8 protein-coding genes are annotated in these 15,655 nt (G+C 24.3%); all 8 read right to left on the reverse strand.

Annotated features, from left to right (window positions below):
* Window positions 1–29: 29 nt before the first annotated feature.
* The 8 genes from ACYUE0_RS01890 to ACYUE0_RS01925 all read right to left on the reverse strand — a co-directional run bounded on the left by ACYUE0_RS01890 (window position 30) and on the right by ACYUE0_RS01925 (window position 15,655).
* Window positions 30–1,946, reverse strand: coding sequence for a hypothetical protein (locus tag ACYUE0_RS01890; RefSeq protein ID WP_460269295.1), 1,917 nt, complete (start codon window positions 1,944–1,946; stop codon window positions 30–32).
* Window positions 1,947–2,156: 210 nt separating this feature from the next.
* On the reverse strand, window positions 2,157–3,167 hold the full coding sequence (locus ACYUE0_RS01895; RefSeq protein WP_460269296.1) for a CPBP family intramembrane glutamic endopeptidase: 1,011 nt from the start codon (window positions 3,165–3,167) through the stop codon (window positions 2,157–2,159).
* 193 nt (window positions 3,168–3,360) lie between these two features.
* Window positions 3,361–5,286: a ribosomal protection-like ABC-F family protein gene (abc-f, locus tag ACYUE0_RS01900; protein ID WP_460269297.1), complete on the reverse strand. Its 1,926-nt coding sequence runs from the start codon at window positions 5,284–5,286 to the stop codon at window positions 3,361–3,363.
* Window positions 5,287–5,404: 118 nt separating this feature from the next.
* Window positions 5,405–7,201, reverse strand: coding sequence for an ABC transporter ATP-binding protein (locus ACYUE0_RS01905; RefSeq protein WP_460269298.1), 1,797 nt, complete (start codon window positions 7,199–7,201; stop codon window positions 5,405–5,407).
* Window positions 7,202–9,016, reverse strand: coding sequence for an ABC transporter ATP-binding protein (locus ACYUE0_RS01910; RefSeq protein WP_460269299.1), 1,815 nt, complete (start codon window positions 9,014–9,016; stop codon window positions 7,202–7,204).
* A 255-nt stretch (window positions 9,017–9,271) separates the two neighbouring features.
* The gene (locus ACYUE0_RS01915; protein WP_460269300.1) at window positions 9,272–11,926 is read right to left on the reverse strand and encodes a hypothetical protein; all 2,655 of its coding nucleotides are present in this window, start codon (window positions 11,924–11,926) and stop codon (window positions 9,272–9,274) included.
* A gap of 168 nt (window positions 11,927–12,094) precedes the next feature.
* Window positions 12,095–14,338: a DUF4430 domain-containing protein gene (locus ACYUE0_RS01920; RefSeq protein WP_460269301.1), complete on the reverse strand. Its 2,244-nt coding sequence runs from the start codon at window positions 14,336–14,338 to the stop codon at window positions 12,095–12,097.
* 96 nt (window positions 14,339–14,434) lie between these two features.
* Window positions 14,435–15,655, reverse strand: a complete 1,221-nt coding sequence (locus ACYUE0_RS01925; RefSeq protein WP_460269302.1) for a prenyltransferase/squalene oxidase repeat-containing protein — start codon at window positions 15,653–15,655, stop codon at window positions 14,435–14,437.

Consider the following 15,655-nt stretch of genomic DNA (forward strand, 5'->3'; position numbering starts at 1 on the left):
AAATTTAAATTATGTACGACACTTTTAATTTAAAATTCTTTTATTATTATATCAGATATAAATTCTGCATTATCTTTATTTTGTATGCTAAATACTGTAAGTGTTAATTTGCTTTCATCTAAATAAACATAAATTTTATTACTATTTATACAATTGTTATCTATATTCATGTTTATTTTTTTACTTAATTCCTCTTTCACAGTTTTATCTAAAGGAATAAAATCATCTAAATAAATAGTTAAATTCTCTACTATTCCACCAACTCTTAATGTAAAATCTAAATTACTAGTTTTAATACTTTTAAATAAACTATTTACCTTTTTATCATTGTTTAAAACTTCTATTATATCTCCTTTAAAATCTAAAGTAACTAAAGATATATCTGCCTCTTTATCATAAAGATTAAATGTATGATCTATTATACCTTTACACACATTTTTATATCCATTTTCAATATAATTCATCATTTTATCTATTGAAATACCAGTAACTAATTTTCCAGGTATGAATTCTTTGAGTATTTCTCTTAAAGGTTTAACTATTTTTATAGGAGCAACTAATGATATCTTGCCTTCTATATTTTTTAGATCATCTTTTAATGAATTATATAAAACAAGACTTAATAGTTTATTAATTTCATAATATGAAAGAGTTACTTCTATAATATTATCTTTTAAATCATATTTAAGATTTAAATCATTTTTGCCTGAATCTTGAAGAAACATTATTATTGTATTTAAATTTGAATGATAATTTTTTATTGTTTCTTTTAAATTTAAATTTATGTTTTTACTATCAAAAAAGTCTATATTAACATTAAAATTTTCTAATTTATCTAATTCTCTAAACATATCTTCTGTTGTAATAAAATTAATATAGTCACTTTTTATATTTAAATTCAAAGATTTATAATAACCATATTTCATTATTAAATTACTTAAAGCTTCTACAGATATATTTAAATTTTTTGAAACTACATGACCTTCTCCTTTTGCAGAATAACAAAACTCCCCTTCTTCAATCTCACAGTGGCTTTTTAAAATTAAAGTTTTATTCATATCTAAAAATAAAAGGTTATCATTATATTTATTTATTTCAAGATTATCTTTATAAAGATTTAATGCTAAAATATTTATTACATTTAAATTTGATGTTAATAAATTATTATCTTCCTCTTTTATTAAAATTTTTATCATATTGTACTCATTAAAGGCAATAATTAAGTTTTTATATATTATTTGTTTTAATTGAAAGAACGCCTTTAGAGCATCTAAAAATTTATATATAAATGTGTCCTTACTTATAGTAACATGATTTTCATTATCATCTAATATAATTGTAGAATTTTTGTTGCATAATAGGTTTTCTATATCATTTATTATATAGCTTGAACTTTTTTTTATTTCATTCTTCAGTATTAAATCTAATATTTCAAGTTGAAAATTATCAGGAGATTCTATATCAGAAACTACTATTGATAAGGGTAATGTTAATAAACTTTTGCTACCCTCTTTTTTAAAAATTATACTTCCACTATTTATGTATATAAATATATCATCTTGCAAATTAAAGTTATTTTCAATTAAATTTTCTGTCATGTTAAAATACTCCCCTTCAATTATATTTTTATTAGATATAAAATTATATGTTTCACTTTTTTCTTCGGTAAAGCTTATATAGTCTATAGACTGTTCTACTAAGGTAGTTGCTAGTTCTATTTCAGAAGATTCCTTTAAAAATATCTCTTCATCTTTAATTAATCTACCTTTTTTATTAAGCAATTCTAAAACTTTGTTTTCTAAGAGCTCTCTATTAAAAAGAAAGTCTTTATATTGGCTATAACTTAAATTAAGTTCTTTTAAAAGTATTATTATTTCATCTATGTTAGCATCTTTTATGTATTGATCTGTATACACCTTATTATTAAATTCTATTTTAAAAGTCAACTTTTTCAACTCCTTCTAAAATTCCAAAATACACCTATACTTAATGTCGGTTATTATTTTAAAATCTTAATTCTTGTATTTGTAAACAATAAGAAATTCATCATAGAATTAATACACTTTTAGATTATAATGTACAAATAAAAAACTTACTAAGTACTAATTTCCTTAGCAAGTTTTTATAAAATGTTTTTACTTAATTTAAAATATATATTATATAATAGTCTTATCCTTATCTTTTTTATATTCGTTTGAAAATATAAACGTTCCATAGGTAATAATATTAAGAACTGCTGCAAAAATTAAGGCTTTTAGTGTTATAGCACCTGCTTTTCCACCGGTTAGAGCCATTCCTATAGTATTATTTGCAAAGTGTATCAAAATTGGTGTCCATAAATTATTAGTTTTCATATATGCAAATCCTAAAAAAATGCCTAAAAATACACAAAATAAAATATGGTTTATAACACAGTATATTGGTGTCTCAGGGCTATATAAAGTAAAACAAAGTGGTAAGTGCCATATACCCCAAATAAATCCCAATATTAATACTCCTAGTCTTTTCCCAAAAATATTTTGTAGTCTTGGCTGAAGATACCCTCTCCATCCAAATTCTTCTCCAAAAAAAATAGTAAATGATAAAAAAGCATTTATACATAAACTTAACGGCATCATAAGTAAAGTAGAAAGTATTTTTAACACATCAAATGATTGATCATCTTGAAACAATATAGATATGCCAATACGAAGAAGATATAATCCTATAAATATTAATAAAATTATAGCAATTTTACATAAATTATTATTAAATTTTAAATTTATACTTTCAAAGGAATTATCATCATTACGTAGTATAATAATAACCGATACAAAGCTAGATATAGCCACAATTATTTGTATAATAATTGATAAAATGTTCAAATTGTTTTTAAAGACAAATGTACCTATAAATAAAATAATAATTGATATTATAGTAGTTACAATGAAAATATTAAAAAATATCTTTACAGGTCTTTTGATTTCTTCTTTTCTAAAATATCTCATGGTAATAATTGTGGCAAATGCAGGATAAAGCATTTGAACAATTGCAAAATTTTCAATAAATTCTGATGAAACATTTTTATATGCAATAAAAAGAATAACTCCCATCAAAACTGTAATCCCAAAATTTATAATTAAAAAAGTTAAAATTTCACTTTTATTTTTAGAAGAATAATTATTCATTAAACTAGCTCCTCTCATTTAGTATAAGGTCTAAATTGACATTTAAAATTATATATTTTTAAATTTTGATATCCTAAATAATAAGACATGGTCAAAATACTTTAAATTTCAATAAAACTTTTCAAAATTTACCTATTAGATTTATATATAACTTTGAATAGGACCATATTTTCTTATGTTAACTTTTTTAACTTTAACAATTATTTTTATCTAAATATTCATTCAATTCTTCGCAGTGTAGTTCCCATTGTTCTATAAATTCCTGTAATGATTTCTCAACATTTTCTTTTAAAATATCTAACTCCATTATTTTAGAGTAGTCTGAGCTATTTTCTTCCATTTCATTGTTTAAATGCTCAATTTTTTTTTCATTTTCTAATATAATAGTCTCTAGTTTAAATATTTTCTTTTCTAATACTTTTTTCGTATTTATATTTTTCCAATTTTTCCTTTCAGGTTTACTTTTCTTATTTTCTTCAATTTGAATATTAAATTTAGATTTTTCTTCTTTGTAAGCATCATAATTTCCATCATAGCTTTTAAAAGAGTTGTTTTCTATTGCGATTATTCTATTAGCAATTCTATTTATAAAGTATCTATCATGGGATATAAAGAATATAGTACCTTTAAAATCCCTTAAAGATTCTTCTAAGTTTTCTATTGAGTCAATATCTAGATGATTTGTAGGCTCATCAAGTATTAATAAGTTTATATCATCATACAAAAGCCTACTTAATTTTAATCTAATTCTTTCACCACCAGATAAATGCTTAACCTTTTTAAATACATCATTACCAAAAAACATAAACTTTGATAAATACTCTCTAGCTTTTCCCTCAAGAATAGAAATATCTTCTCTAAAACATTCTATAACTGTCATGGTTTCATCATTAAAACTTATGCTTTGTGGAAGATATGCTATTTTAGCACTTTCTGAAATCGTTACTTCTCCAGAATCTAAGTTTTCTTTACCAAGTAAAATTTTTAAAAAAGTAGTTTTACCACTTCCATTAGAACCTATTAATGCCGTTCGTTCTTTAAATCTAACTAACATATTTCCATTATAAAAAAGTGTTTTATCATCATAACTTTTACATAGATTTTTTGATTTTATGACTTCATTACCTGAGCGTTCACTATCTTTAAAATTAAGTGTCATATTTTTTCTTTCTAATTTAGGTTTATCTATTCTTTCCATTTTATCTAGACTTCTTTGCATACTTGCTGCACGTCTGAAAAACTTATTATTGTCCGCTCTTAATGCCCAATCTCTTAAATCTTTTATAGCTTTCTCCATAGCATCTATTTTCTTTTGTTGTTCTTTAAATTGATTAAACTGTATAAGCATATTTTCTTCTTTTTGTTTAACAAAATCAGAGTAATTACCTTTATATGTTTCGCAAAAACCATCCTCAATTTCTATAATTTTATTAACTACATTATCTAAAAAGTATCTATCATGGGAAACTATAATAACAATACCATCATAACTTTTTAAATATCCCTCTAGCCATTCTACTGATTCCATATCTAAATGGTTTGTTGGTTCATCTAATAAAAGAATATCTGGAGAATCTAAAAGAATTTTCCCTAAGATTACAGTAGTTTTTTCACCACCACTTAAAATATTAAAATCTTTTTTTAAAAAATCATCATCAAAATTTAATCCTTTACAAACCTTACTTAATTTTTCTTTTTGCTCAAACCCATCTTTTGCAGTGTATTTATCTTGCAAATAACTATATTCTTTTAAAGTTCTGTTTAAAATTTCTCCTTCTAATGTTTTCATCTTAATTTCTAAAGATTTCATAGTTATTTCAATTTCTTTTAACTCACTAAAAGCTAAGCTTAAAATATCTATAACCTTAACATCTTCATCATAACTTGGAATTTGGTCAAGATAAGAAATAGTATAATTCTTAGGTATAGTTATTAGCCCTTTATCGTCTCTTGTCATTGAAAAAATCCCTGCTATTAACTTTAATACTGTACTTTTTCCACATCCATTTGCTCCAACAATTCCAACTTTTTCACCATCATAAATATTAAAAGTAATATCCTCTAGCACCAATGTAGCATCTAAATACTTTTTTACTTTATTAAAAGATAGTTCAATCATCATATCACCTACAATCTTTAGTATTTAGTAAAATTATACCATTGAAAATTAATATTTACTATGAAATGCCCTTTTATTATTCTAACTAAAAACTATATTTAATAAGTCCTTTCCTTTATTACGCATAATATTGTGCTTGTGCCATATACATTTTGTTGTATTGGCTTTCTTTTTCTTTTATAAGCTCTTCATGTGTTCCATATTGAATAATTTTGCCTTTATGAAAAACTGCAATTTTATCACAAAATTTACAGCTAGATAGTCTATGTGAAATATATATTGCTGTTTTATTCCCTATAAGTTCATTAAAACTATTATATATTTCAAATTCTGCAATAGGATCTAATGCTGCTGTTGGCTCATCTAAGACAACTATAGGTGCATCTTTATATACTGTTCTTGATATAGCTAGCTTTTGAGCTTGTCCTCCTGAGAATTCTATACCATACTCTTCAAAAGTTTTGTATATATGAGTGTTTATACCTTTATCTAATTTTAGTACATCTTTTTCTAGTCCAGATTTATTTAAAGCTTCGTATAACTTTTCTTTATTGAACTTTTTAGTATCATTAAGTATAATGTTTTCTTTAATAGAAAATGCAAATAACTTAAAGTCTTGAAAAACTACTCCTAAAATTTTCATATATTCATCATAATCATAATTTTCGATATTTACTCCATTTAGTAAAATTACTCCTTTTGATGGTCTATAAAGTCTTGTTAATAATTTTATAAAAGTTGTTTTTCCTGCTCCATTTAATCCAACAACAGAAAGTTTTTCTCCAGCTGATATTTTTATAGATACATCTTCTAAAGTATAGTTATTACTTCTTGGATATTTAAAACTTACATTTTTAAATTCAATTTCATATTGAGCTATGTTATCAATTTTATTCTCACCACTTAATTGATTAGATTTAATTTGTTCAAATTCCATATATGGGTTTAAATATATGCATAGTTGTCTTATTCTTATAAAATTAGTTATAAATTTAGAAATATTACTACTAAAATTACTAGCAGCAGAAACATACATAGCAAAAGAACCTATACCTATTTTATTCATTAATACTTTGTAAGTCATATAGCTATATACTGCTAACATCTGAATTTGTAAATTTATATTACTAATACCGTTATATTTTCCTATTGCATTAGATAAATTCCCAAATTTTTTTATTGTAGTTTTGTTATATTCTTTTATTTTGCCTAATATCAAAGGTGATATATTATAAAGTCTAATATCTTTTGCAATAGAAAAATCATTAGTTGTGCTTAAGTAATAGCCAAATGCTCTATTAAGTGGAATTAAATCCTGAAAAATATTAAATTGCATTTTTTGAATTTTCTTGTATATATAAGAGTTCAATATTACTATAGCTAATATAACTAATATTATATAAACATCTAGTGTTAAAATAACAGCAAGTATACTTATTATTGCTATAGATTCAGTAAATATATCTACTATTACAGCTATTAAATCTTCTATAACTCCTTGATTATTAACTGGGAAAATTGCTCTTTCTTTTAAATCTAAAATTTCAGGATCCTCGATATTTTGAAAATCCATATCCATTATCTTTTTACCAATTAATAGCTCAAACCCATTTACAATTTGAATCTTTAAAATACTTAACTTTGTATCTAATATACTATTAATAATATTTAGCAATGCATTACTTATTATTATTGTTAAAACTAAAGTAATGAACACTTCCCCCCTTTTATTACCTAATAATTCATCTATAATAAACTTAGGCATAATAATATTTATTAAAGGCGTTAATGCTTTAAATATAGAGGATAAAATAAGCAAAGGAATATACATTTTAGAAATATTATTAGTAATTTTCAAAAAATGCTTTATTGTTTTAAAATCTACTTTAATTTCTTCTTTTAATTTAGTTTTCATTTATACACACTCCCTCTCTAAATTTTCTTTTTCATAATAGGAAGCTTGTACATTAAACATAGAGTAGTAATTTCCTTCTTTTTTCATTAATTCATCATGGGTTCCATATTCTTTAATTTCTCCATCTTCAAAAAAAGCTATCACATCACAAAACCTAGTACTAGATAATCTATGTGAAATATATATTGCTGTTTTATCTTCAATCATTTCATCAAACTTTTTATAAATATTATATTCAGCTATAGGATCTAATGCTGAAGTTGGTTCATCTAAAATAATTACCTTTCCATTTTTATAAAGAGCTCTAGCCAACGCTATTCTTTGATTTTCACCACCAGATAATTCTATACCTTGAGAATCTAATATTTTAAGTAAAGAAGTATCTATACCATTTTCCAAAGAATTCACTTTGTTAGCTAATCCTGCCTTTCTAATACACTGGATAACTTTGTTTCTATCAATAAGTTCATTTTCTATAAGAGCTATATTTTCAGCTATGCTAAAAGCAAATACCTTTATTTCTTGAAATACTACAGAAAATAATTTATAATATTCTGACTTGTTTAAAGTAGATATATTTATTCCATTAATAAAAATTTCACCTTCCGTTGGTTCATAAAGTCTTGTTATTAGTTTTACAAAAGTGGTCTTTCCTGCACCATTTATACCAACTATAGCTAAACGCTGACCTTTTTTTATTTTTAATGAAAGATTTTTATAAATATATCTATCACTATTAGGATATTTAAAACTAACATTTTTAAATTCAATTTCATAAGTGGTATCTTTTGGAATATTATTTAGTTTATTATTTTCTTTTTTATTTTCAAATTCTAAAAAATCCCTAAAATCATTTATATATAAATTTTGAGCATTAATATGAGCTATATTATCTAAAATAGTTTGCATCCAAGATGCAAATCCTGAAATAGTTGTAAAATACATAGTAAAATTTCCAATACTCATAGTACCCTTTAAAACATTATGAATTAAATAAAAATATACTAATCCTTCTCTTATAAGAAGTAATATTATAGACACTATAGATACTTTAAATTCTTTGTTCTTAATGGTACTTTCAATATTTACTTTACTATTATTAAATAAATTAAATTTATCTTGTAACCATAAACTTAAATTAAAAATTCTAATATCTTTTCCGTAAGAAAAATTATACATAATATCATAAATATAATTACGTTTTCTTGAATAATTAGATAAGTCATCTTTCTTTGAGTATCTGTATTTTTTAATTTTCATCGTCAGATAATAAACAAAACTTACATTTGCTAATAGATATAATAATATCCATGGACTTAAAGTTAATACTATAGTTATATATCCTAAAAAAGCTATAACAGCTCCAAAAAGTTCAAATAATTTATGATAAACCCCTTCAATACCATTTGTATTGTCTCCAATAGCCTTTGAACAAGTTTCTATATCATTCAATATTTTTGAATCTTCTGTGTATTTAAAATCCATAGTCATACATTTTTCCTGCATAAGATTCATAAATTTAAGTCTTATTAAAAGCATTTTAGGAAAAGCTATATTATCTAAATATGTTGTTAAAAAGTTTGATATTGAAGATATTATGAAAAAAACTATTAATATATTAATAAGTACATTAGGTCTTTTAAGTCCAGTTAATTCATCAATTAAGAACTTTGGAAGAAATATACTTATAAAAGGAACTAACGCTGTAACTACTGTAAATATACTAAAATAAAAAAATATTTTTTTCTCCCATCTCCAAGCATTTTTTAATAAAAATAAAACATTTACTTTTACACTTCGGTTTTTCTTGTCCATAATAAGCCCCCTACAAATTCATGATTATTATATAATATATGTTATCATATCAAATACATATTTTTACTTATCATAATTACAATTTACAAATTATAAATAAATATTTGAAGTTATTTATAGGTATCAATTCTAAAGTATAGATAATTTAAAAAGACAACTTGAAACACAATATAACGTATAGCTTTATTAAAATACAAAAATACCCTAAAAGTAGATTATTATAATCTCATATGTAGGGTATTTTTAATATAATTATTAATTTTTAACTTTAATTTCTATAGGCTCATTTTTACTATTCATCTTTTCTAAACTATCCCATGTAAAGATTTTAACCTTTAAATTATCTTCATTAGGTAAACTTATTTTTTCTTTAATATCTTTAATTTCTCCATTTTCTAATGTGTTTTCTAAGGTTTTATATGATATAAGTTTATTATTCTTATTAAAAACTCCTATTATTATAGTTACATTTTCAACAGAATTATTATTCTTATTATTAAGTTTTAATTCTATATTAGCATCATGGCCTTTTAGAAAATTTTCCTTGATAATATTATTTTCAATTGTTAATTTATTATTTTTTTCTACTGGTTTATCTTCATCTAGCTTAAAATTATTAAAAACTACAGTTTTATTTTTCAAGGCAATAATACTTCTCAAAACGTATCCAGTATACATATTTTGTTCATAGGCTCCAAGAGAACTTTCATAAATATATCCTTTCCCCATTTTAAAGGAAAGTAATGCATCTAATGGGTTTTTCCCATTTTTAGTCCATTCTTCTGATAGAGGATCTCCACCAGAAGCTATTATTGCCTCTATAGCTAGTGCTGTATCTTCACTTTCACCACTTGAAAACATATCATCAATAGTAAAAGCACCATTTTCTAATTGCACATTTTTCAAATCTTCCACGCACTTATTAATTATACTTTTCACCTCATCATCTTCCTTATATGGAGATAAAGCAATAATTAATAATGATTTATCACTTATTTTTTTAATTTTATTATTATTAAATTCTGTTTTAAATTTAGATATAATAGCATCTATGTATTCTTTTTTAGCTGAAGACATTTCTAGTGCTATTAACCCATAAATACTTTTACCTGTAAACTTATCATTATTTAATTTATCATATAACAAATCAATATAATTCTTTCCGTTATAATTTTTAGGATCCTTTTCTATGGTTATAATAGACATAACATTTTGAGCTAAATTAAATACATTTTCTTTATCCTTTAATTTTATATTTTCAATTAGTTGATTTTTATCATAAGATAAAAAAGATAATCCCATCATTGAATTATAATCAAACTCTTTTACATCTTTAAAATAGTCATTAATATCATTAAGTTCATTTTCTATTATTTTATTGTAATCCTTTGGTTCTTCTTTTATAAATGTAAACGCACTATAAACAGATTTTTCTTTATATGCATCTACTAATGCTAAAAGTGCAAGCTCTGTTGCAGTTTCATCATCTTCCCCTTCTCCCATGCCTTCTATCATTTCAAAACCTTTACCTTCGATCTTACATGCAAGAAGTGCTTCTATTGGTGTTCTGCCTTTATTCCATTTCTCAGAATTTAAATTTTCACCAACAGATATTAATGCTTGAATTGCTGGTCCTGTAGAGTAAGGACTATTTCCAAAACCACAATAATCAAATCCTCCACCTTCTAACTGCATTTCTTTTAATTTTTCAATAGATAAATTTATTATATCATTTACACCTTCAATATCTCTATGTTTTGATAAGGCTATCATACTGTTAGTTATAATATCTATGTCTTCAAACCCGCTGTCATTAATTTTATTTATTAATGTTTTAACCGCTTTATTTTTATCAAAATCAGCTTTAGCCATATCTAAAGCAATTATGCAACTTGCTAATGTAGTAGCTGAACCTTTGTCATTTTCACTTACAATAAATTCTCCATCATCATCCTGCGATTTTAAAAGTTTTTCTACGTAATTTATTTCTTTATAATTATAAGGATTTTCACTTAAAGCTAATATTCCCATAATATTTGATGCATAACTTGAAGCATTGTCACTTTCTTCTAATGTAAAATCTGTTCTGTTTACTTCATTATAATAATTTAATGCTAAAAGTTTCTTATAGTTTAATTCTTGATTTTCATAAATTTTATTAAAATCATCAAGAATTTTAGCTATATTAACATCATTGTCTATTACATCTCCTGTTAGAGTAAAGCTCTGTCTTACTATTGCTGGATATTCTACACCTTTAGAATCTTTTAAAGTTTTATAAATATGGACTTTATTTTCTCCACATTTAATTTTAAATGCTGCTTGTCCATTTTCATCAGTTTTATATTCTCCAACGCCGTCAACTTTTATGTTAACATCTTTTGCATTTCTCTCATCAATACCCATCATCATGTTTTGTTCTGTAATTTTTAAAGTATAATTATTGTTAACATTGCTATATGTAACTTTTGGCACGCAAGTTATTCCATCAGACCACTTAGCCATATGTAATACTAATTCTTTATAATAATTATTATTAATATCTTTTATTTTTTCATTACTTATTACATCACCTTGTTTTACATTTCCATCTTTATCTATTAAATAATACATCCATCCTATATGAGATTCTCTTTTTTCTCCTAATACTCCAGTTATAAAATTACTTTCTAAACCGTCAACATTATCCTCCCCTATGGAATTTTTAATTACATCCTTTACTACTTCTTCATTTGTTATTTCAAATTGTTTATCAAATAATGTTTTATTCGTACCTTCTACTCTAACTTTAATTTCATTACAAATTAAATCCTTTGCTTTAACCTCAAATCCCATAGTTGGAAATATTAAATTGATTATTAATAGTAACGCTAAGCACATTGAAACTTTAGATTTTTTTATTTTATTCATTTAACCACTTCCTATTATTTATATATTTTAATTTTTACTTCAGGATAAAACTGCCATCATTTATATGGCAGTTTATACATATTTACACTTTAAATTTGTCTTTTAAATTAAATATATCTTTCTTTTATTTAACTGAAACAATAAGTTTTATAAAACTTATTATGTGTTTTATAAATCATTCCAATTAGGTGCCTTCCCATTCATCCCACCAGTAGAATAGTACCAAATAACTTTATCACCTTCCTGTAACTTTACTTTTCCAGCCATTTCATTAGGTAAAACACCATTAACTGTATACATCCATCCATTAGTTCCTTTATTTCTATATCCATATATAGATGTAACCATGCTACCAGTTGTTTCATATAAGGAAGTTGAGGCTTGCAATGCTCCTAAAGCAGTAAACCCTCCAGTATGTTTCTCATCATCTATAATAACTTCCTGTGGTTTGAAATAAGCTACATAGGATTCATTTTCCGGTAATGCTATAGCTACATTTACTTTACAAGTGTTTCCTTGTTTTTCTTTATCATTGTATTTTTTAATTTTTATATCTTTTATAACATAATCTGAATAACCAGCGTTTTTAAGATCTACTAATCTTTGCAATGCCTTTTGACTTGCTACAAGCCATCCCCTATTATTTGAACTTTCCCCTTCTTTATCATCAAAAGAATTATCATCTTTCCAAAGTATAAATAATCCATCTATAAGATTATTTCCAGAAGTTGTTGTCCATTTTTCTGATGTAATATCTTCTCCACAAGCTATTAAGCCTTGAAGAACATCACAATAATAATTTGTGATATAAGTTTTTTCATATATTGCACCATTTTCTTTTTGAAGACACTTTAAGTAATTTATAGCTTTATCTATTGCTTTATTAACACCATTTATATCTCTATGTTTACTTAATACAGTTAGTGCAATACCTGTATTAGTTGGCGTTGAAGTTTGTCTTTGTTTAAATCCACCATCATCACATTGTGCCTTTAATATATTTTCAATAGCCTTATTTACATTATAAGAAACTTTTTCATTTTTAAATTTAGAATTATATTTATCTATTGCTAAAACTGCATTTAATTCTGGAATTGTAAAATAACTATCTTTTTCATCAATTTCATTGACTATTTCTTCTATAAACTTTCTGTTTTCATAATCATTTGGATTTTTATCTATATCTAAAAGTATTAAACTTTGTTGAGCTTTTGTGCCTAAAAGTCTCCAATTCATATCATATTTAGTTTGATATTTTTCATTTATATACCAATTTTTTTCACTTAAATTAGCGCCGGCTCTATACATAGCTGAATAGTGAAAATCACTTAATTGACCTTGCTCTTCTACAAAATGCTTTTCATTATAATAGTCTATTACACCATCTATAACTTTATTTATAGTAACTTTCTCATCCTTAGATTGATTAGTATCATCTTTAACTACATTTAAAAATTCAACATTTTTTAAAAAGACATCTTTGTAACCTAAGTCGTTAAGCTTACTTAAAGTATATAATACTTCTGTATAATGATTTATAGCTCTATCTTTTCCATATTTATCAATGAAATTTTCCCCATTCCATTCATAAAATAGACCATCTACTATGTTATACCCATCTTTACTCCACTTTTCTGAAGTTACATCTTCACCTGCTTGTAAAAGAGCTCTTACTGCTTGAGCATGGATATAAGTAAAATAAGCACCTCCATCTTTGTATAGTGCACCTTTATCTTTTATTTGACTTTTTAAATAATTTATTCCTTTTTCTTTTCCTTCTATTACTCCATTTATATCACTATATTTATTAAATATTTCTATTGCATAAGCTGTATTATGAATTGCTCCTCCTATACATCCAGATTCATCTTGTTCTTTTAGTATTAAATCAATTATGTTTTTAATGTTATAATTTATCTTTTGCTCTGGAAATTTTTCATTGAACATTTCTACAGCTAAAACTTCTTGTAGTATATTTTGTATAAATTTAATACTTGTAGTTTTATTTAAGTCTTCAACTACTTGCTCTATTAAATTTTCACCTTTATAATTTATAGGATTTATGTCTAACTCCATCAATATTATGCTTTGTTTTGCTTTTCCTGATATTCCATAAGTTTTTATTGTTTCATTAGTTGACCAATTTTTCTTAGTTAAATCTGCATTGGCTTTATACATTGCTGCATATTCTAATCCTTCTAAGGTCTTATTACTTTTAGAATTATTATAATATTCATTGTCATAATAATATATTAATCCGTATATAGCATCATTAATTGTAAATCCTTTTTCTGTTATTTCACTAGCAAGCACTGATGTATTATTAATGATAGGAATATTAAAAATACAAGTTGAAGTTATTATTAAAATTGCAATTAAGTAGGATAAAATTCTATTTATTCTTACCTTCATAACATACCCTCCATAAATTCTTGTTTAAATATCTTATTTTTTTAAAAAAGTGCCTTATTTATAAAAAAGACACTTTAAAAACCTAAATCTCAACTTTTAAAATTTATATATGTGGTTTCTACCATTTTTTAATTCCCTATAAGATTCTAATGCTAACAATGCTTGTTCAGTAGCTTTTTCGTTTGCTCTTCCATTATGAATATGAGAAAAGCCGTTTTCAGAAGTTTTAAATGTTAACAGAGCATCTATAAGATTTTTTCCACCTTTAGTAAATTCTTTACTTGTAGGATCTATTCCATTAGCACATAATCCTATTATAGTTTGTGAAATACTTTCACTGTTTTCTATCTTAAAAGATGACATAGTTCCATTTTCATTTTGCATATTACTAAGAAGATTAATAGCATTATCTATAGAGTTTTTAACTTTAGCATCATCTTTATAATTACTAAGTGCTGTTATAGCCATTCCTGTCATATCTGGATCTGCTTTTACACCAGCAAAGTCCCATCCACCATCATCAGTTTTCATCTTAAGTAGAGTATCTACTAAAGATTCTCTTGTAAAATATGAATTCTCAGGTATACTATAGTTTTTAGTATCCAATGCTGTAAGTGCAAAAATTACTGCATTAGGTCCTTGACTTATAGTATCTTCATTGTTACATATTTTTTCTATAAAATTAATGTTTTCAAAATTAAGAGGACTTTCATTTAATGCTGATAAAGTCATTACTGTTCTTTGATAATCCGTCGGTTGAATTAATTGATCATCATTAATTTTTTCTCTTATAGTTTCTAAATATTCATTTTTTATATCTTTATTATTCTTTACTAAAGCTATGATTTCCCAATCTGTATCTATTCCTTTGTTTAGAATATAATTACAACCATCTTCTAAAGTTTTTTCTATTAAATTTTTATATTTATAGGAACCATTATTAAAAGATTTAGTTGTTGTATCTACTTTAAAAGTAAAGTCTTTAGGTGATTTTATTCCTTTAAGGTTTTTAGATTCAACATTTTCATTTATATTTAATTTATAAACTTGTCCATCTTTATATCCTTCCTCTGGTGGTAGGATGTTTAAAGTGTCACCTTCTTTTAAGATAATTTTCGTAGAAACTTTATTCCCATCATTATCTGTTATAGTTATATTATCATTTATTAAATCATTATAATTTAACTCTTTATTAAACTTTATAGTCCATACTTTTTTCAAATCGTTTGTTTGAGCATCTATATCAATAGCATTAGCTTTAGATGTGAAAATTATTGTACTTAATATTAATGCTGTTAAAATTTTTTTACTCTTCAC

It is taken from the genome of Clostridium sp. CTA-19 (genome assembly GCF_054767855.1).

Bases quoted from the DNA above. Each gene is read 5' to 3' on its own strand.
- ACYUE0_RS01895 (WP_460269296.1), bottom strand. From the start codon at position 3,167: ATGAATAATTATTCTTCTAAAAATAAAAGTGAAATTTTAACTTTTTTA.
- abc-f (WP_460269297.1), bottom strand. From the start codon at position 5,286: ATGATTGAACTATCTTTTAATAAAGTAAAAAAGTATTTAGATGCTACA.
- ACYUE0_RS01905 (WP_460269298.1), bottom strand. From the start codon at position 7,201: ATGAAAACTAAATTAAAAGAAGAAATTAAAGTAGATTTTAAAACAATA.
- ACYUE0_RS01910 (WP_460269299.1), bottom strand. From the start codon at position 9,016: ATGGACAAGAAAAACCGAAGTGTAAAAGTAAATGTTTTATTTTTATTA.
- ACYUE0_RS01915 (WP_460269300.1), bottom strand. From the start codon at position 11,926: ATGAATAAAATAAAAAAATCTAAAGTTTCAATGTGCTTAGCGTTACTA.
- ACYUE0_RS01920 (WP_460269301.1), bottom strand. From the start codon at position 14,338: ATGAAGGTAAGAATAAATAGAATTTTATCCTACTTAATTGCAATTTTA.